This window comes from Sulfitobacter sp. TBRI5 (assembly GCF_051013555.1).
Classification (GTDB): Bacteria; Pseudomonadota; Alphaproteobacteria; order Rhodobacterales; family Rhodobacteraceae; genus JL08.
In genome coordinates this window covers 371,583-390,137 of the sequence record NZ_CP112884.1, presented here as the reverse complement: position 1 = coordinate 390,137, position 18,555 = coordinate 371,583, and the positions used below count along the sequence as shown (strand labels likewise).

General features: G+C 60.6%; 20 protein-coding genes and 1 tRNA gene. 3 read left to right on the top strand and 18 right to left on the bottom strand.

The genetic code is table 11. The annotated features are described in order from the left end of the window. Positions 1 to 7: 7 nt before the first annotated feature. The 5 genes from OLX72_RS02065 to OLX72_RS02045 all read right to left on the bottom strand — a co-directional run bounded on the left by OLX72_RS02065 (position 8) and on the right by OLX72_RS02045 (position 5,220). Positions 8 to 814, bottom strand: coding sequence for an enoyl-CoA hydratase family protein (locus OLX72_RS02065; RefSeq protein ID WP_114869075.1), 807 nt, complete (start codon positions 812 to 814; stop codon positions 8 to 10). Beyond that, a complete protein-coding gene (locus tag OLX72_RS02060; protein ID WP_114869076.1) occupies positions 811 to 1,290 on the bottom strand; it encodes a MarR family winged helix-turn-helix transcriptional regulator in 480 nt (159 codons plus the stop codon). Before OLX72_RS02060 ends, OLX72_RS02065 begins: the two co-directional genes overlap by 4 nt. Then, a complete protein-coding gene (locus tag OLX72_RS02055) occupies positions 1,287 to 2,006 on the bottom strand; it encodes an SDR family NAD(P)-dependent oxidoreductase (protein WP_433989677.1) in 720 nt (239 codons plus the stop codon). The genes OLX72_RS02060 and OLX72_RS02055 overlap by 4 nt, the downstream gene beginning before the upstream one ends. After that, on the bottom strand, positions 2,003 to 4,297 hold the full coding sequence (locus OLX72_RS02050; protein WP_433989676.1) for a bifunctional salicylyl-CoA 5-hydroxylase/oxidoreductase: 2,295 nt from the start codon (positions 4,295 to 4,297) through the stop codon (positions 2,003 to 2,005). Before OLX72_RS02050 ends, OLX72_RS02055 begins: the two co-directional genes overlap by 4 nt. Before the next feature lie 263 nt (positions 4,298 to 4,560). After that, entirely contained in the window at positions 4,561 to 5,220 is a 660-nt protein-coding gene (locus OLX72_RS02045) for a VPLPA-CTERM sorting domain-containing protein (RefSeq protein WP_114869079.1), read from the bottom strand. A 546-nt stretch (positions 5,221 to 5,766) separates the two neighbouring features. Here OLX72_RS02045 and OLX72_RS02040 point away from each other — a divergent pair. Next, positions 5,767 to 7,485 carry a SulP family inorganic anion transporter gene (locus OLX72_RS02040; RefSeq protein WP_433989675.1) on the top strand — a complete coding sequence of 573 codons (1,719 nt, stop codon included), beginning with the start codon at positions 5,767 to 5,769 and terminating at the stop codon, positions 7,483 to 7,485. A gap of 74 nt (positions 7,486 to 7,559) precedes the next feature. Here OLX72_RS02040 and OLX72_RS02035 read toward each other — a convergent pair. From OLX72_RS02035 to infA, 5 genes are all read right to left on the bottom strand, one after another. Then, positions 7,560 to 7,634 (bottom strand) — tRNA-Phe (locus tag OLX72_RS02035). An 80-nt stretch (positions 7,635 to 7,714) separates the two neighbouring features. After that, a complete protein-coding gene (locus OLX72_RS02030; RefSeq protein ID WP_114869081.1) occupies positions 7,715 to 7,897 on the bottom strand; it encodes a DNA gyrase inhibitor YacG in 183 nt (60 codons plus the stop codon). Beyond that, positions 7,894 to 8,919 carry a ribonuclease E/G gene (locus tag OLX72_RS02025; RefSeq protein WP_433989674.1) on the bottom strand — a complete coding sequence of 342 codons (1,026 nt, stop codon included), beginning with the start codon at positions 8,917 to 8,919 and terminating at the stop codon, positions 7,894 to 7,896. The genes OLX72_RS02030 and OLX72_RS02025 overlap by 4 nt, the downstream gene beginning before the upstream one ends. Then, on the bottom strand, positions 8,916 to 9,494 hold the full coding sequence (locus tag OLX72_RS02020; RefSeq protein WP_433989673.1) for a Maf family protein: 579 nt from the start codon (positions 9,492 to 9,494) through the stop codon (positions 8,916 to 8,918). The genes OLX72_RS02025 and OLX72_RS02020 overlap by 4 nt, the downstream gene beginning before the upstream one ends. Positions 9,495 to 9,557: 63 nt before the next feature. Next, a complete protein-coding gene (infA, locus tag OLX72_RS02015; protein ID WP_010137880.1) occupies positions 9,558 to 9,776 on the bottom strand; it encodes a translation initiation factor IF-1 in 219 nt (72 codons plus the stop codon). Between the two features lie 225 nt (positions 9,777 to 10,001). Here infA and OLX72_RS02010 point away from each other — a divergent pair, with 225 nt between their 5' ends. Further along, entirely contained in the window at positions 10,002 to 10,850 is an 849-nt protein-coding gene (locus tag OLX72_RS02010; protein WP_114869084.1) for a fumarylacetoacetate hydrolase family protein, read from the top strand. Positions 10,851 to 10,859: 9 nt separating this feature from the next. On the opposite strand, the gene OLX72_RS02005 is transcribed toward OLX72_RS02010, so the two are convergent. Continuing rightward, positions 10,860 to 11,138 (bottom strand): ArsR/SmtB family transcription factor, encoded by a 279-nt coding sequence (locus tag OLX72_RS02005; RefSeq protein WP_433990424.1) that lies wholly within the window; start codon positions 11,136 to 11,138, stop codon positions 10,860 to 10,862. 95 nt (positions 11,139 to 11,233) lie between these two features. Next, complete coding sequence (locus OLX72_RS02000) at positions 11,234 to 12,466, bottom strand: mandelate racemase/muconate lactonizing enzyme family protein (RefSeq protein WP_114869086.1); 1,233 nt, start codon at positions 12,464 to 12,466, stop codon at positions 11,234 to 11,236. Between the two features lie 29 nt (positions 12,467 to 12,495). On the opposite strand from OLX72_RS02000, the gene OLX72_RS01995 reads away from it, so the two are divergent. Continuing rightward, entirely contained in the window at positions 12,496 to 12,945 is a 450-nt protein-coding gene (locus OLX72_RS01995; protein WP_114869087.1) for a GNAT family N-acetyltransferase, read from the top strand. On the opposite strand, the gene OLX72_RS01990 is transcribed toward OLX72_RS01995, so the two are convergent. From OLX72_RS01990 to pcaD, 6 genes are all read right to left on the bottom strand, one after another. Beyond that, the gene (locus tag OLX72_RS01990) at positions 12,942 to 14,024 is read right to left on the bottom strand and encodes a zinc-binding dehydrogenase (protein ID WP_114869088.1); all 1,083 of its coding nucleotides are present in this window, start codon (positions 14,022 to 14,024) and stop codon (positions 12,942 to 12,944) included. The genes OLX72_RS01995 and OLX72_RS01990 overlap by 4 nt on opposite strands. Before the next feature lie 84 nt (positions 14,025 to 14,108). Continuing rightward, positions 14,109 to 15,347 (bottom strand): TCR/Tet family MFS transporter, encoded by a 1,239-nt coding sequence (locus tag OLX72_RS01985; RefSeq protein WP_302622785.1) that lies wholly within the window; start codon positions 15,345 to 15,347, stop codon positions 14,109 to 14,111. After that, complete coding sequence (locus tag OLX72_RS01980) at positions 15,344 to 16,681, bottom strand: lyase family protein (RefSeq protein WP_433989672.1); 1,338 nt, start codon at positions 16,679 to 16,681, stop codon at positions 15,344 to 15,346. The genes OLX72_RS01985 and OLX72_RS01980 overlap by 4 nt, the downstream gene beginning before the upstream one ends. Beyond that, positions 16,678 to 17,394: an alpha/beta fold hydrolase gene (locus OLX72_RS01975; protein ID WP_114869090.1), complete on the bottom strand. Its 717-nt coding sequence runs from the start codon at positions 17,392 to 17,394 to the stop codon at positions 16,678 to 16,680. The genes OLX72_RS01980 and OLX72_RS01975 overlap by 4 nt, the downstream gene beginning before the upstream one ends. Beyond that, entirely contained in the window at positions 17,394 to 17,771 is a 378-nt protein-coding gene (gene pcaC / locus OLX72_RS01970; RefSeq protein WP_114869091.1) for a 4-carboxymuconolactone decarboxylase, read from the bottom strand. The genes OLX72_RS01975 and pcaC overlap by 1 nt, the downstream gene beginning before the upstream one ends. Then, positions 17,764 to 18,552, bottom strand: a complete 789-nt coding sequence (pcaD, locus tag OLX72_RS01965; protein ID WP_114869092.1) for a 3-oxoadipate enol-lactonase — start codon at positions 18,550 to 18,552, stop codon at positions 17,764 to 17,766. The genes pcaC and pcaD overlap by 8 nt, the downstream gene beginning before the upstream one ends. Positions 18,553 to 18,555 lie beyond the last annotated feature (3 nt).

Sequence of the window (18,555 nt, the reverse complement as noted above, 5' to 3'; positions counted from 1 at the left end):
GGCCATCTCAATCCCCCTCGAACACAGGTTTTTCCTTGGCCACGAACGCATTATAGGCGCGCTCGAAATCGGCCGTCTGCATACAGATCGCCTGCGCCTGCGCCTCGGCCTCGATGGCCTGTTCGATGGACATCGACCATTCCTGTGCCAGCATCGTCTTGGTCATCATATGCCCGAAATTCGGCCCCGAAGCGATGCGCGCCGCCATGTCCTGTGCGGCAGCGTCCAAAGCGTCTGCCGCCACAACCGCATTGAAAAACCCCCAGCGCTCGCCCTCTTCGGCGCTCATGCTGCGCCCGGTATACAAAAGTTCCGCCGCACGGCCCTGTCCGATGATCCGTGGCAGGATCGCGCAGGCCCCCATATCGCATCCCGCCAGCCCGACGCGGGTAAACAGAAACGCGGTTTTTGCTGCGGGTGTGGCGATGCGCAGATCGGATGCCATCGCAATGATCGCACCTGCGCCCACGCACACGCCATCCACGGCGGCAATCACCGGTTTGCCGCAATTCACGATGGCCTTGACCAGATCGCCGGTCATGCGGGTAAAGGCCAGCAATTCCTTCATGCTCATCCGGGTCAACGGGCCGATAATGTCATGCACATCGCCGCCCGAACTGAAATTGCCCCCGTTCGATGCAAAGACAACCGCATTCACATCGTCGGCATAGACCAGATCGCGAAACCAGTCGCGCAATTCCGCGTAGCTGTCAAAGGTCAGCGGGTTCTTCCGGTCGGGCCGGTCCAGCGATACGGTCGCGATGCCGTTTTCGATCCAGCACAGAAAGTGTTTTGTGTCGCTGCGTGCGCTCATGGTTCGCCCTCTCCCAACGTCTCTGACAGCGCGTCCAGTCGGGCCCCGATGCGGGCAGCGTCCTCGGCGCTGAACTCGGCCAGCATCGCGTCTATCCATCTTTCATGGGCTGCGGCCTGCGCGGCGAAATCCTCGCGCCCCTTTTGCGTCAGCCGCACCAGCCATGCGCGCCGGTCGCCTTCTACCGGCACCCGAATCACCAGCCCGTCTTGCACCAGACGGTCGACAATGCCGGTGACATTTCCGTTGGACACCCGCAAGACGCCTGAAAGTTGGCTCATCTTCAATCCGGACTCGAACCGTGACAGCGCCGCCAGCACGTCAAAGCGGGGCAGGGTGGATGAAAACTCCGACCGCAGGTTTTCACGCAATTGCGCCTCGACCTGACGGGTTGTTTTCAGCAGACGCAGCCACAGACGCAGACGGTCTTTCGAAGCGGGGCCGGGGTTGGTCAGTCGTGCACGGTCGGGTTTCATACCTCACCTCCTGAAACAGACAGCGCATGGCCATTCACCATTGATGCCTCTGGCGAGGCCAGAAACCGCACCGCTGCCACAACCTCGTCCGGTGTGATCATCCGGCGTACCGGATTGCCCGCAACCACTTTGGCCGTTGCCGCTGCGCGATCAATATCGAAACGTGCCATCAACCCGCTCACAGCAGCCTCGGCCATGTCGGTTTCGACATAGCCTGGGCACACCGCGTTGCAGGTGATGCCCTTGCCCGCCACTTCGATGGCAAGCGACCGGACAAGGCCCAGCACACCGTGTTTCGCCGCAGCATAGGCGCCGATATTGGCGGCCCCTTTCAGGCTGGCAATGGACCCGATGGCAATCAGGCGGCCGCCGTCCTGCATCTGCGCCAGTGCACCGCGAAAGGTCAGGAACGTGCCGGTCAGATTGACGTTTATCGTTTCAGTCCAGTGTTTTAGGCTGGTTTCGGCCAGTTTGGCGGCCTTGCCTGCCCCGGCATTGGCAATCACCACATCAAAACGTGTGTCAAACAGCGCGGTCACGTCATTCTCGTTCGTAACATCCGCAGTGATGCAGGTCATGCCGCGCCCGTCATCGGTTTCCTGCAATGCTGCCATGCGCCGCCCGGTGATCGTGACGTGATCGCCCGCTTTTGCAAAATCGCGCGCAATGGCGCGCCCGATGCCCGATCCGCCCCCTGTAATCAATACCTGTCTCATACCTTGTCCACCGTTTCGGCCTGCCGGTCGGCCAGTCGCCACGCCTGATCGCGCCCCGCCTCGTAGGGCAAGGGCCAGTGTTCGCGCCGGTCGCCGATGTCGGTTGCGGCGTGTAGCGTCCAGTAGGGATCGGCCAGATGCGGGCGGGCCAGACACACCAGATCGGCGCGCCCCGCCATCAGGATCGAATTCACGTGATCCGGTTCGTAAATATTGCCCACCGCCATGGTTCTGATCCCGGTTTCATTGCGGATACGATCTGAAAACGGCGTCTGGAACATGCGCCCGTAAACCGGTTGCGCCCCGGTCGAGGTCTGGCCAGCAGAGACGTCGATGATATCGGCGCCCGCCGCTTCGAACATCTGCGCGATTTGCACCGCGTCTTCGGGGGTGATCCCATCTTCGCCCGCCCAGTCGTTGGCCGAAATCCGTACCGACATCGGTTTGGCATCCGGCCAGACGGCGCGCATGGCCGCGAAGACTTCAATCGGATATCGCATCCGGTTCTTTAGCGATCCGCCATATTCATCTTTCCGGACGTTGGACAGCGGCGAAATGAAGGACGAAATCAGGTATCCGTGCGCCGCGTGCAATTCGATCATGTCAAACCCGGCGCGCTCTGCCATCTGTGCGGCCGCAACAAACTGGTCGCGCACCATGTCCATGTCTTCGCGGCTCATGGCGCGTGGCGTTGCGTTGTCATCCGACCAAGCAATGGGCGAGGCTGAAATCAGATCCCAGTTGCCTGCCTCCAGCGGTTTATCCATCCCGTCCCAGCCAACGCAGGTTGATCCCTTGCGCCCCGAATGGCCGATCTGGCAGCAGGTCTTGGCCTGCGTCTCTGAATGTACAAAACTGTTCAGCCGTGCCCAGGCGGCTTCGTGCTCGGGGGCATATAATCCGGGGCACCCCGGCGTGATCCGGCCGGTATCTGACACGCAAGTCATTTCGGTATACAGCAATCCGGCCCCGCCCTTGGCGCGTTCACCGTAATGGATCAGGTGCCAGTCTGTCGGGCAGCCATCCACCGCCTTGTACTGCGCCATTGGCGATACGACGATGCGGTTTTTCAGCTGCATGTCACGCAGCCGGAACGGTGCGAACATTGGTGCGCGTGCAGGTGTTGCGGGGGCGGCCCCCGCCTGTTCCTGAAACCAGGCCTCGGCACTGGCCAGCCACGCAGGATCGCGTTCGCGCAGGTTTTCATGGCTGATCCGCTGGGATCGCGTCAGCAGGGAATAATTCAGCTGCACCGGATCAAGATGCAAGTAACGTTCGACATCTTCGAACCATTCGACCGAATTGCGCGCCGCCGATTGCAGACGCAACACTTCCAGCCTGCGCTCGTCCTCGTAACGGGCGAACGCATCCTGCAAGGTTGGGCTGGTGGTCAGGTAATCGGCCAGCGCAATCGCGCTTTCCAGCGCCAGCTTGGTGCCGGATCCGATGGAAAAATGCGCCGTGGCAGACGCATCCCCCAGCAGTACGATGTTGTCGTGGCTCCATTTTTCGCACAAAACGCGGGGGAACTTGATCCAGGCCGATCCGCGTATATGGTTGGCGTTGGTCATCAGCGCGTGACCGCCCAGATGATCCTTGAAAATGTTTTCGCACACCGCGATGCTTTGTGCCTGCGACATATCGGCAAAGCCGTAGGCGTCAAACGTGGCCTGGCTGCATTCCACGATGAAAGTCGCCGTGTCGTCGTCAAACTGGTAGGCATGGGCCCACACCCAGCCCTTGTCGGTGTCTTCAAAGATAAAGGTGAACGCGTCGTCGAATTTCTGGTGTGTGCCCAGCCAGACGAACTGGCAGGTGCGCATGTCGATATCGGGTTTGAACGTATCCGCAAAATCCATTCGCGTACGTGAATTCAACCCATCGGCCGCGACCACGACATCATAGTCGGCGGCGTAATCGCCCGCCGCCTCGATCTGGGTTTCAAACCGCAAATCCACCCCAAGATCACGGGCCCGCTGTTGCAGGATCAGCAACAGACGTTTGCGCCCGATGCCGCAGAATCCGTGACCGGTGGACAACATTTTCTGCCCCTGGTGATGCACGGCGATATCATCCCAATAGGCAAAATGATCGCGAATGACTTCGGCGCTTTCAGGATCGTTTTGCGCAAGGTTATCAAGGGTTTCATCCGAAAGGACAACGCCCCAGCCGAACGTGTCATCAGGTTTGTTCCGCTCGAACACAACCACTTCGGTGTCCGGTTTGCGCAGCTTGATCGAAATCGCAAAGTAAAGACCCGCCGGACCGCCGCCAAGAACCGCAATTCGCATCTGATCTCCTGCATCTGTTGGATCGGGACACAGCTGTCCGACAGGCAAAAGGATAGGCCGACAGCGGTATTTCTTCAAGTTGAAATATTTTATGCTTGAAGGAATGGTGCAATGCAGTGCGCACAAAGGTTTACGTGTCAAAACACCCCGCAGGGCAGGGCGTTATGCGCATCAGGTTGTCTGTGAAGGGGAAGGTGTGCCGTACACCCGAATTTAGGGCAAAAGGAATGGGCTGTCCCGTTTCACTGGAACGGCCCTGTTTTTCAGCTTTTGCGACGGCGGCGCAACGCTCCAAAGCCCAGCAATCCGGTACCCAGCAGTGCCAGACCCGCAGGCACCGGAACGGCAGTTATCTGGATATCGATTTGCGCGACGATATCGTCAAAATCGGAATCGCCTGTGCCATCGCCGAAATAGGCCGTGACGGAAAACCCGTCAGAGGTTTCAGCGATCTGCCCAAAGCCCAGCTTGTATGTGCTGATATCTGAAACGCCACCATTGATGATCGCAAGCGTCGGCCCGTCCGAAGTACCGAACTGACGGTTCGAGGCAAAGCCGAAATCCAGCAGCCCGCTTGATGTCATCGACGCAAGGGTCGTCAAGCCGGTTGAGGTTTCGGGAATATTCGAACCTTCGACCACGAGATAGTTGAAAAAGCCTGATTCCTGACCCAGTACGGTGTAACTGATCGTCGCCCGCTCACCCGACGCCAGCGTCAGGTTCAGACCGCCGCTTAACGTGTTGCCGGCCACGGTTGAATAGGCTGTCAGGGGCGTATCCAGTGTGACGTCCGGCGACGGATTGAAGCCGGAAACGGTTTCGATCACTTCGGGGCTGCCGGTGAACCCAAGAGTTGCCGCACCCGCAAAAGGTGCAACCAGAATAGCCGGCACTGCCAGCAGCAACGTTTTCATCTTATTCATGTATTCAGCCCTTAACCCCAATCGCAATCCAGCACACTTTGCACGTATTCTGCGTTCTCTGTTTCCAATATAGCGTCACAGTTTCCAATATAGCGTCACAAACCAATATTCCACAAGTTTTCGCGATAATTCCGCACGTTACCTTTTGATTGGTTGCAAGAATGGTGATTTTTTAATCGTTCGACCCTTATTGTTTCCAATTTTGCGACAATTAAAGGTAGCAACGTTGGGTTGTGTCCGGAAAGCGCAGATTGGAAAAAGTCGGGGCAACTGTTGATTGTATTGCGATGCAGGAGCTATCTGCGCGGCGGACGATTTGCGTTTGATCAATCGGGTGTTGGCGTTTTCTGGCATGCTGGTCGCACATCGTGAACCAGCACACCACTGTCCGGGGCGGAAACGGCAGATTCGGAGAGCCGGGTCCGTTGCAAAAACATTAAAGGACGTGATGGCCGCCGTAGCCCGCATGCTTTTGCGCCAGATCAATGCGGATATCCAAGGTCGCAGAGAAAGTGACAACATCATTCCAACCCAAGCCGATCCATCATGCCTTTTTCCCTGACCCGCTATCTGCCAATCCTTGACTGGGGGCGCAGCTATAACCGTATCACGCTGGCCAAAGATCTGATTGCCGCCGTGATCGTGACGATCATGCTGATCCCGCAATCTCTGGCCTATGCGCTGCTGGCCGGTCTGCCACCCGAAGCCGGGCTTTACGCCTCAATCGCTCCGATACTGCTTTATGCCGTCTTTGGCACCAGCAAGGCATTGGCAGTGGGGCCGGTTGCGGTTGTGTCGCTGATGACTGCTGCGGCCTTGGGCAATATCGTGGAACAGGGCACGATGGGGTACGCGGCCGCCGCGCTAAGCCTTGCGGCCCTGTCAGGTCTGATCCTGCTGGCCATGGGCATTTTCCGCCTCGGTTTTGTGGCCAATTTTCTGTCCCATCCCGTCATTTCCGGATTTATCACAGCCTCTGGCCTGATCATCGCGGCCAGCCAGATCAAGCATATTCTGGGCGTCGATGCGCAAGGCCACACTCTGGTCGCACTTGTTGCGTCACTGATCGAACATCTGCCAGAAACAAACGGGAAGACAGCGATCATCGGCATCACCGCGACCGTGGTCTTGCTTGTTATTCGCAACGGGTTGAAACCGGCGCTGATCGGGCTTGGGTTGGGCAAAACCCTTGCAGATATTGCAACCAAGGCCGGCCCGGTTTTCGTTGTGGTGCTGACAACGCTTGCCGTCTGGCTTTTCGGCTTGCACGATCAGGGTGTGCGGATTGTCGGGGACGTTCCCCAAAGCCTGCCGCCCTTGACAATGCCCGCACTGGCGCCCGATCTTCTACGCCAGCTTTTGTTGCCTGCCTTTCTGATTTCGATCATCGGTTTTGTTGAATCGATTTCGGTCGCCCAGACCCTGGCCGCCAAGAAGCGCCAGCGCATTGACCCCGATCAGGAACTGATCGGGCTGGGGGCCGCCAACATCGGGGCCTCATTAACAGGTGGATTTCCGGTAACGGGCGGGTTTTCTCGGTCGGTTGTGAATTTCGACGCCGGTGCCGAAACTCCCGCCGCCGGGGCGTTTACCGCAATCGGGCTGGCCATCGCCGCCGTCGCGCTGACGCCGCTGATCTATTTCCTGCCTCAGGCGACGCTGGCAGCCACGATCATCGTCGCTGTGCTAAGCCTTGTCGATTTCAGCATCCTGCGCCGCAGCTGGGCCTATTCCAAAGCGGACTTTTCCGCCGTTTTGGCAACCATCCTTGTCACCCTTGGCATCGGTGTCGAAGCAGGCGTGTCTGCGGGCGTCGGCCTGTCGATCCTGCTGCATCTCTACAAATCCTCGCGCCCGCACATCGCCGAGGTCGGGCTGGTGCCCGGCACAGAGCATTTTCGCAACATCCTGCGCCACAAGGTGAAAACCGATCCCAGCGTGCTGGCGCTGCGCGTGGATGAAAGCCTGTTTTTCGCCAATGCACGGTTTCTGGAAGACCGCATCCAGACTCGCGTGGCGGGCGATGCGAAGATAAAGCACGTGATCCTGCAATGCACTGCCATCAACGAAATCGACCTGAGCGCCCTTGAATCGCTTGAGGCCATAAACACAAGGTTGCGCGAAATGGGCGTGCTGCTGCACTTGTCAGAGGTCAAAGGCCCGGTGATGGACCGGCTGCAACGCTCCCGGTTTCTGGATCATCTGTCCGGACAGGTGTTCCTGACCCAGTTCGAGGCCGCCCAAACCGCCAGTTCGCTTTCATGAGGCGCCGTTACTGTCGCTGCGATACGGTTGGTGGTTGACCAAAACTGGATCAGACTAACGGGGTTTTTGGAAAATGGTGCCCGGGGGCGGATTTGAACCACCGACACGAGGATTTTCAGTCCACTGCTCTACCCCTGAGCTACCCGGGCACGGGAGAAGGAAACACCTTCGGGTGGACGCGTTCTAGGCCGTGCGGGGTGGGGTGTCCAGCCTCTTTTTTCGCCCTGGTTCAATGGGGTTTCGTTGCGGCCTTTTCTGTTTCCTCGATCGCCTTTTCAATGTCTTCGGGATCGCGCGACGGGATCGCATAGGCGCCGTTGAACCATTGGGCCAGATCGCGGTCGGCGCAGCGGCGCGAACAGAAAGGGCGGTATTTGGTTTCGGTGACCTTGCCGCAGATCGGGCAACTCATGTCAGCACCTCTTTCGTCGGGATGCGGGCGCGTTTGCGTTGCAGCTCGTAATGGCCCAGCGGCGTCCAGCCCACCAGCGTTGTATCCACCTGATCGCTGCGGAACGCGGCGCGCAGGCTGGTTTCAAAGGCGCGCCGGTCTTTCTTCGGCATCGGCGCCAGATCCAGAACGATCTGTCCGCCCAAGCCCCGCAGGCGCAACTGGCGCGGCAGTGCCCTGGCGGCGGCCATGTTGGCCTTGATCCCCGCAGCCAGGGAGGTATCCGGCCCGGTGTTCACATCCACGGCCACCAGCGCGCGGGTGGGTTCGATAAACAGTGCCCCGCCACCGGCAAGCGGAACGCGCGGGGACGCCAGCGTATCAATCTGCTCCAGCACGCTGTTTTGCGCGAAACAGCCCTTGTCCTGCACCACCTGCGCCGGGTCCGCCCAGTCGCGCCAGGCCAGCGTGTGCGGGCTGTCACCTTCGGCCAGCTTTTCTGCCGGCCCGACCGTATCGGCCATCACTGCGCGGGCCAGTGCGGCCATCGTTTCAATGTCGGATGCGATATCATCACTGTCCGCATCCGCACAGGACGACCGCAGGATCAGGCCCATGTCAGAGCCGTCGATGACGCCATGGGCGATTTCCAGCAGCGCATCGCGCAGATCGTCATCGCGGATCGACCTGCTGATATTGATGCCCGGCGCATCCGGGGTGATGATCACATAGCGGCTTTTGAACAGGATTTTCTGGGTCACGGGAATGGCCTTGCCGTCTTCGGCATATCCTGTGACCTGCACCAGAATGGGCTGGCCCGGCGACAGGCCCTTGACCTGCCGCAAGAACGCCGACCCGTCAGGGGTTTTCAGAAACATGCCGCCCTGTCCCTTGATCGGGCGGTCGGCAAGCGCGCGGTATATGGTGCCCGGACGCGGGGCGGTTTCGCTGTCGACCAGCAGATCGTCCAGTTGCCCGTCAATCATCAGCACGGCAGCTTCGACTGCGCCGATATGGTCCAGCAGGATCATGCGTCCCTTCATGTGTCTGCTCCGTAAACTGGTACGCCTGCGGCCTGCAACAGCCCGGCGGTTTCACATAATGGCAGCCCGACAATGCCGGTGAATGATCCCGATATCCAAGGGATCAGCGCACCCGCCGGCCCCTGAATGCCGTAGCCGCCCGCCTTGCGCTGCCAGTCGTTGCTGGCGATATAGGCGTTCAGTTCCGCATCTGACAGATGTTTCATCTTTACGGTTGAAACTACATCGCGTTCCCAGACCCGATCGCCCTTGCGCACGGCCACCGCCGTGATCACGCGGTGGCGCCGCCCGGACAGGGCCAGCAGAAACTGCGCGGCTTGCCCTGCATCCGCGGGCTTGCCCAGGATCCGGCGGCCCAAAGCGACGGTGGTGTCGGCACACAGCACAACCTCATCGGCACCGGCCTTGACCGCCATGACCTTTTCGCGCGCCATGCGCACGCAATAGGGGCGGGGCAGCTCGCCGCGGTGGGGGTCTTCGTTGATGTCGGGCGCGCGGATGGCATCAGGCACAACGCCGATCTGCGCCAGCAATTCCTTGCGGCGCGGGCTGCCTGATCCCAGAATAAACTTCATATGGTACCCCGTCCGCATCCTGTCGGAAAACCGCGCCCCGCATTTCGGGATGCGGGCACAGGGTTATTTGAAGCGGTAGTTGATCCGCCCCTTGGTCAGATCATAAGGTGTCATTTCCACCTGCACCTTGTCGCCAGCCAGAACGCGGATGCGGTTCTTGCGCATCTTGCCTGCCGTGTGTGCGATGATTTCATGGCCATTCTCAAGCTCGACCCGAAATGTCGCATTTGGCAGGAGTTCCTTCACGACACCGGGGAATTCAAGAATATCTTCCTTGGCCATGTTGTCTCCATCGTTGTTTTGCCCACGAAGGTGTGGAACGCGCTTTAAATGAGGCCATTTCCCCTTTTGTTCAAGGCCCAATCGCGCTTGGGGCGTATTTGTGACCTTTGCGCCCCTTGTGCAGAGTGGCGGCGGCGGTGCTCGCGCCACTTTCTGGCTGACGCGGCGCGCGAAGCGCAATAAAGTTGCACCCGACACGGAAGGGCACAAAGAAAGAACGCCACTATGAAACTGTTACGCTTTGAACAGGATGGCCGGTTGCGGCCGGGATTGCTGGATGACGTCGGAAAAATCAGGGATCTGTCATCGCATGTCCGCGATATCGAAGGGACCATGTTGTCGGACGCCGATCTGGCGCGGTTGCGCGCGCTTGATACCGATGCTTTGCCGGTGATTGAGGGCAACCCCCGCATCGGTCCTTGTGTCGGAAATGTTGGCAAGTTCATGTGTATTGGTTTGAACTATTCCGATCACGCAGCCGAGTCTGGCATGGATATTCCGCAACACCCCATCCTGTTTCTCAAGGCGAATTCGGCCATATCGGGCCCGAACGATGAAATCCTGCTGCCGCGCGGCTCTACCGCCACCGACTGGGAGGCGGAACTGGGTGTCGTCATCGGCACGCGCGCCAAATACGTCAGCGAAGAAGCGGCGCTGGATTATGTGGCGGGCTATTGCGTTTGCAACGATTTGTCCGAACGCGATTTCCAGATGAAGCTGACAGGACAATGGACCAAGGGCAAATCCTGCGACACGTTCGGGCCAATCGGTCCGTGGCTGGTAACGCGCGATCAGGTGCCTGATCCGCAAAACCTTGGGATCACGCTGGATGTGAACGGCACGCGGATGCAGGACGGGCGCACATCCACGATGGTTTTTACGGTGGCGCAGATCATCGCGCATCTGTCCACGCTGATGACGTTGCATCCCGGTGATGTCATATCTACCGGCACGCCGCCGGGTGTGGGCATGGGGATGAAACCGGCGCCGGTCTATCTGAAAGACGGCGATATCGTCGTTACGGAAATTGAGGGGCTGGGGCGGCAGCGCCAGTTGGTGCAGGCCGACATGTGACCCGGGCGCCTAGACGCAGAACAACCGATAAAGCAGGTTGATCAGTTCCTTGGTGTTGCCGTCTGACAGGCTGTAATGGATGGATTTGCCATCGCGCCGTGTTGATACAAGACCTTCGTCGCGCAGGCGCGCCAGCATCTTGCTGACAGCCGCCTGGCGCATGTCCAGCAACTCTTCCAGCTTGCCAACTGTCTTTTCGCCATCGGCCAGATGACACAAGATCATCAACCGCCCTTCATGCGCCAGTGTTTTGAGAAATGCCGCCGCATTGCCCGCATTTGCCGCCATGTCCGGCGGGGGAAGAATAGTTTTCGACACGTGTTTTTCTGGTCCTGTGAGCTACCGAATAGTTGCTCTTAGCATGACTTTGCGCGCTTGCGAAGTCACTCGGACGTTGCGGGCGCGCCACCCAGAAAAGCGTTGCCATTTTGATAGTCACAGGGCGCATCCTGCATTTGCAGGTGCAAACCGTCGCCGTTGAACGGATGCGCGCGGGCCAGTTCCTCGTCTACGTCGATGCCCAGACCGGGGGCGGTGGGGGCGGTGATATACCCGTCATCCACCGTGATGCCATTGTGGATCAGGGCCGCGTGAAACGGGGTTTCGATGGTTTCCGCCATCAGGATATTCGGGATCGACACGGCCAGATGCACATTTGCGGCCCATTCCACCGGTCCGGCATAAAGATGCGGCGCCATCTGCGCGTTATAGGCTTCGGCCATGGCAGCGACCTTTTTCATTTCCCAGATGCCCCCGGCGCGGCCCAGTGCGGGTTGCAGGATCGTGGCGGCACCGCTGCGCAGCACTGGCGCGAATTCCGCCTTGGTGGTCAGGCGTTCGCCTGTGGAAATCGGGATGCGGACCGCCGCCGCAACCTTGGCCATTTCTGCAATGTTGTCGGGCGGAATAGGTTCTTCGAACCACAGCGGGCTATAGGGTTCCAGCGCCTGACCCAGCCGGATCGCGCCTGCGGTGCTGAATTGTCCGTGGGTGCCAAACAACAGGTCGGCCTTGTCGCCCACCGCCTCGCGGATGGCCTTGCAGAAGGCCACTGACAGGCTGATATCGGACAGCGCCGGCATATGCCCGCCGCGCATCGTGTAAGGGCCGGCAGGGTCGAATTTAACGGCTGTATACCCCTTGGCCACCGCCGCCGCGGCGCTTTCTGCAGCCATGTCGGGGCTGGTCCAGAACGCGTTGATATCGTGATGGGGCAGGGGGTAAAGATAGGTATAGGCGCGCACGCGGTCGTTCATCTTGCCGCCCAGCAGCGCATAAACAGGCCGGTCGCGATCCTTGCCCAGAATGTCCCAGCAGGCAATCTCCAGCCCGGAAAACGCACCCATGACCGTCAGATCGGGCCGCTGCGTAAATCCCGACGAATAGACGCGGCGAAACATCAGTTCGATATCTTCCGGGTTCTGGCCCTGCATGTGGCGTTCAAACACATCAGTGATGACGCCGCGCATGGCCTCGGGCCCGACAGAGGTGGCGTAACATTCGCCCCAACCGGTGATGCCGGTATCTGTCACCAGCTTGACCAGTATCCAGTACCGTCCGCCCCAGCCCGGCGCGGGCGGTGCAGTCACAATGATATCAAGATCGGCAAGTTTCATGTAAAGTCTTTCGTTGAGCAAGGGGGCGCATGACCGACCAAATCACGCTTTTGCATCTGGGTCCAGAGGATGCGCATGTTCTGGAGAACGTGCGCCCCGAAACCTTTGACGGCCCCGTTGATCCTGTGCAGGCGCGGGCGTTTCTGACCGATCCGATGCACGAAATTGTTGTGGCCCTTTCAGCGGGGCAGGTGATCGGGATGGCCACAGGATTGGTTGTTCTGCACCCCGACAAACAGCCGTCTTTTTTCGTGAACGAGGTGGGCGTGCACGATGATTTTCAGCGGCGCGGTCTGGGTGCGCGATTATGCACCGCCCTGTTAGATATTGCCCGCGCCCGTGGCTGCCATGACATCTGGGTTGTCACCGAAGCCGACAATGCCCCAGCCCGCGCACTTTATTCCGCGCTGGGCGGGCGGCAAACAACCGGTCTTGTGATGTATGAATGGGGGCCGCGTAAACCGGGCGGCAATCCCTAGAACAGGATCACATTGCGCCGCGCCGCACCTGATTTGGTATCGGCAATCGCATCGTTGATCTGCTCAAGCGACCAGCGCCCCGAAATCAGTTCGTCCAGCTTCAGCCGCCCCTGCTGGTACAAATCGACCATCCACGGAATATCGCGCTGGATCACCACATCGCCCATTTTCGATCCAACCATGCCTTGCCCGATCGCGGCCAGCACCACCGGTTCGTAACTGGATGTATCGCCGGAATGGGGCATGCCCACCATGATCACCCGCCCGCCCGCAGCCAGATAGCGCGGCGCGCTGTCATAGGCGGGGATCGCGCCCACGGTCACGATCACCGCATCCGCGCCACGCCCCATCGCGCGGGTTGCGGCGCGCCACGGTTTTTCGGCGCTGGCCAGCACACCGTCGGTCGCACCGAATTCGCGCGCCACAGCCAGTTTTTCATCGCTCATGTCCACGGCGACGATACGCCGCGCGCCGGCGATCCGCGCGCCCTGAATGGCATTCAGCCCGACACCGCCACACCCGATCACCACCACATCCTGCCCGGCGCGCAGTTTTGCGGCATTCACCACGGCCCCGACACCGGTGATCACGCCGCACGAAATCAGGCTGGCGGCGTCCATCGGCATGGTGGCCGGGATTTTCACGATCTGGCTCTGGTCTACCACCACCTTTTGCGCAAAGGCGCCGCTGGCCATCGCCTGATGCAGTCTGCCCCCGCTGGCGGTTTTGATCGGGCCGCTGTCACCGTCATAGGGCGTTTCGCACAAGGTCGGCATTCCGCTGGCGCAGGTCCGGCAGCATCCGCAGGCACGGATCAGGGTCACGACCACGGGATCACCCACTGCCACCGTGCCGACACCATCCCCGATCGCAGACACACGCCCCGCTGCCTCGTGGCCGTAAACTGCGGGCAGCGATCCGCCCCATGCGCCCTCGGCAAAGGAAATATCAGAATGGCAGATCGCCACAGCTTCCAGCGTCACCTCGACCTCGCCCAGAACGGGGGCGCGCAACTGGATATCCTCGATCACAAGGGGGTCACCAAAGGCGTGGCAGACGGCGGCTTTGATCGTTTGCATGGTTCAAACTCCGGTTTTCGGGCGTTAAATCATGCGTCCAGCGTGACGGTTTGCGGGACGCATCGCAAGCCGCAATTGCCGTGCTCAGCCCTGCGGCGGCGGATTGCGGACAAACACCGCCAGCCCGATCAGGATCAGCAGGATCGACACCAGAAACGGTGCGCCGGGCAGATAGAGCGCGGCCCCGTCATGGGTGAAGGCGGCGAATACCGAAGTCATCATCAGCGGCGACACGATCATCGCCAGCGCATAGATCGACGTCAGGATGCCCTGCAATTCGCCCTGCTGATCATCCCCCACCATTTTCGACATGATCGCCTGTAATGCGGGCGTGATCACCGCCCCGAGCGCCGCCAGCGGTGTCAGCACCAGCGCAAGCGCACCGCTGGTCACAAAGGCCAGCGCGGCAAAGGCAAACACATCGAATACATGGCCGTAAACCACTGTGTTGCGCTCGCCCAACCAGCGCAGCACAAACCGGATCAGCACCCCCTGCACAAATGCCATGGTGATCCCGAACAGCGCCAGCGACAGGCCGATGGTACCCGGCCCCCAGCCAAACCGTTCCTGCGTGAAAAACGACCAGATCGACGGATAGACATGGAACGCCACCTGATAGAGGAAATACATCATCAGCAAGGGGCGTATGCCCGGCAGTTTGCCCAAATGGCGCAACGCCCCCAGCGGGTTGGCGCGCCGCCAGTGAAACGGACGACGGATGCGGTCGGTCACGGTTTCACGCAGCACGAAATATCCGAACACCGCATTCAGCGCCGACAGCGCGGCGGCCGCATAAAACGGCGCGCGGGTACCGTACCCGCCCAGCAAGCCGCCGATCAGCGGGCCCAGCACGAACCCGATGCCAAAAGCCGCGCCGATCAGGCCGAAATTGGCCGCCTTATCCTTGGGTGCGGAAATATCGGCAACATAGGCCGATGCCGTGCCGCTGGTGGCTGTGGCGATGCCGCCCACGAGCCGTCCGATCAGCAGCAGTGCCATGCTGCCCGCCACCGCCATCACCAGATAATCCACCGTCATCACCACAAGCGAGATCAACAGCACGGGGCGCCGCCCGAACCGGTCCGACAGGTTGCCGATCAGCGGTCCGAACAGGAATTGCATGATCGCGAACACCGTTGACAGGATGCCGCCCCATAGTGCCGCATTGGCCAGCGAACCGCCCTGCACCTCGACAATCAGGTCGGGCATCACCGGCATGATCAGGCCGATCCCCATTGCATCCAGCATCACGGTGATCAGGATGAAAATCAGGGCAGGGCGGTGGATGGTCACGGGTTCATCATCCCCGCCGCGCCGGATCACGCATCTTGCGTCAGCGCACCGACACGCGCGGCAAAGGCCAGTGCATCATCGGGGGCTGTGCCAAGTTGCCGTTCGGGATCAAACACCGTTTCGTCCAGATCGGGAAACGCGGCCAGCGCCACGGTCTTAAGGTCGCTTCCCTCGGCCATCACCTTCTGGCACAGCTCTTTCGTGGTCGCCTGCGCCTGTGGCCGTGGCATGGCACCAGCCAGCGCAAAGGACAGCGCTTCGGCAAAAATCAGCCCCGCACCACTGTCCAGATTGGCCCGCATCCGCGCCATATCGGGGTGCATCCCGCCTGTCAGCGCAACAGCATGGCGCAGCGCTGACGTGCCGCCCAGTACCAGTTGGGGCAGGGCGGCCCATTCGGTCATCCATGCGGCCCCGTCGCGCTGGAACCGGTGCGTGCCCGCGCCGTGCAACAGCGCATTCGCCGCGTTGATCTGTGCGTGCAGCGACACCATTGCCGATGCGGCAACCGGGTTCTGTTTCTGCGGCATGGTGGAGGACGCGCCCGCGCCGTCCAGCACCAGTTCGCCGGTCTCGCTTTGAACCATGGCAATCACGTCTTCCGCCATCTTGCCCAGTGCCACGGCCACCCGCGTGATCCAGCCGCTGATCGCCAGAACCGGCGCGCGGTGGGTGTGCCAACTGCACGCCGGATCGGCCAGACCCAGCGCTGCCGCCAGATCGGCGCGCTGCTGCGCGGCGCTGGCCCCCAATGCCGATGCCGTGCCCGCCGCGCCCGACAGCGACACCACCAGCGCGCTGTCGCGCAGCGCCGGCAAACCGTCCAGCAAATCTGCCAGCGGTGCGCCCCAGGATGCGGCAACTGCGCCAAAACTTGTCGGCGTGGCATGCTGGCCCCAGGTGCGCGCGGCCATTACCGTGTGCGCATGATCCTGCGCCAATCCCGCCAGCGCACCCAGCACCGCGCGGATATCCCGTTCCAGCAACACCAGAACCTGCCGCAGCCGCAGCATCAGCGCGGTGTCCATGATATCCTGCGATGTGGCCCCCCAATGCACGTATTGCGCATGTTCCGGCGCCTTCATTTCACTTCGAAACGCAGCCACCAGTGCCGGAACGGGCACGCCGTTCCGCGCTGTCTCCTGCGCCAGTGCCGCCGGATCAATCTGCACCTCCAGGCTGGCGCGGTGGATGGCGGCGGCGCTGATTTCGGGGATCACGCCTGCCTGCCCCTGCACCTTGGCCAGCGCGCCCTCGACCAGCAGCATCGCACGGATCGCGGCGCTGTCGGAAAACAGGCGTTTCACCTCGCCCGTGGGGAAAAGCCCGCCGTAAAGCGGGCTGTCGAATAGTGATCCTGTCATGATGTGCCTTTCGCGATCCGGTCCAACATTGCGGCCAGACCGGACGGGTCTGCAAAAAACGGCGAATGGCCGGTCGCCATTTCGTAAACATCGCTGTCGGTCCAGCCTTGGGTCATGGTGATCTGGTATTCCGGCGGAATTGTCTGGTCCTGCGTGCAGCGGATATAAGATTTGGGTACTGATGCACAGCGCGCGCCCAGTGTGATCGGGGTTTCCTGTGGCAATACGGCTTGCGGGCCAAGATGGGCCTTGGCGTAGGCCACGACATCCGGTGTGCAGTCGTGATAGAAAACCTGTTCCACCTGATCGGGATCAATCGTGAAACTTTGGCGGTCCTGCGACATCACGATGGCCCCCAACAACGGCTGGCGCGGCGCCGCGCGGCGCATTTGCGCCAGCGACAGTCCGGACACCGGGGCATAGGCACACACAAACACCAGCCGCGCCATCGCGTCGGGCGCATGTTCGGCCGCGGCCGCAATAGGATATCCGGCCATCGAATGGCCGACGACAATGGTGTCAGCCGTGCAGGCGGCAAGGATGGCATCGCGGTAGCTGTCCAGCGTGACATCGCCAATCGGTGTCTTGTTCGCCCCGTGCGATGGCAGATCGATCGCATCGGCGTGGTGCCCCAACGCGCCCAGTGCCGGGATCACATCGCGCCAGCACCAAGCGCCATGGCAGGAACCGTGAACCAGCAGGAACCGTGCCATTATCCGACCTTTGTTTCGGCAAACACCTGTTTGGCCAGTTTGATGGCGTGGTTGGCCTTGGGCACCCCGGCATAGATCGCGACATGCTGGAACGCTTCCATCACATCGCGTTCGCTGGCGCCGGTATTGGCACAGGCGCGTACATGCATCGGAATTTCATCGAAATTGCCGGTCGCCGCCAGCAGGGCCAGCGTCAGCATCGAACGTTCGCGCAACGTTATCGCATCAGAGGCCCAGACCGTGCCCCACGCGCCTTCGGTGATCAGGGTTTGAAACGGCACATCCGCGTCGGTCTTGGCGGCCTCGGCGCGGTCTACATGGGCATCGCCCAACACCTGCCGGCGCACTTTCATTCCTTTTTCAAACCGTTCAGACATGCCCGACCTTTCGCAGGAAATCTGTCAGAACCTGTGCGTATTCAACAGGTTGTTCCACACACGGTAAATGCCCCGCGCGCCGGATAAGATGAAAATCCGATCCGGGGATCAGATCGACTGTCTCGCGCACCAGATCGGGCGGGGTCGATCCGTCTTCGGAACCGGCAATGCCCAGCGTCGGCAGCCGCAGGCTGGCTGTCGTGGTATAGAAATCGGTGCCTGAAATTGCGGCCGAACATCCCATATACCCCTGATCCGGTTGCCGCACGAGCATGTTGCGCCACAGCTCAAGCTCGGGGGTCTTGCGGAATTCGGTTGAAAACCACCGCTCCATCACCGCATCCGCCAGCGCCTCGATCCCGCCTGTGCGCACGGCGGCGATCCGGTCGTCCCACATCGGCGGATTGCCGATTTTCGCGGCCGTATTCGACAGGACCATCGCGCGGATCAGATCCAGCCGTTTCACAGCCAGACCCTGCGCAATCATACCACCGATGCTGAGCCCGACAAAAACGCAGTTGGTGACCTGCAGATGATCCAGCAACTGTTCGGCATCCCGGATCAGCGCGCCCATCGCATAGGGGGCATCAGGGCAGGTCGACAACCCGTGCCCGCGCTTGTCATAGCGGATGATGCGCAAACCGGAGGGCAGCAATGGCAGGATCGGATCCCACAATCGCATATCGGTGCCCAGAGAATTGGCAAACACGACAGGCGCGCCATCCGGGTCGCCGTCAACGCGGTAATGCAGGCGGATATCGTCCAGTTCCAGTATGTGCATGCT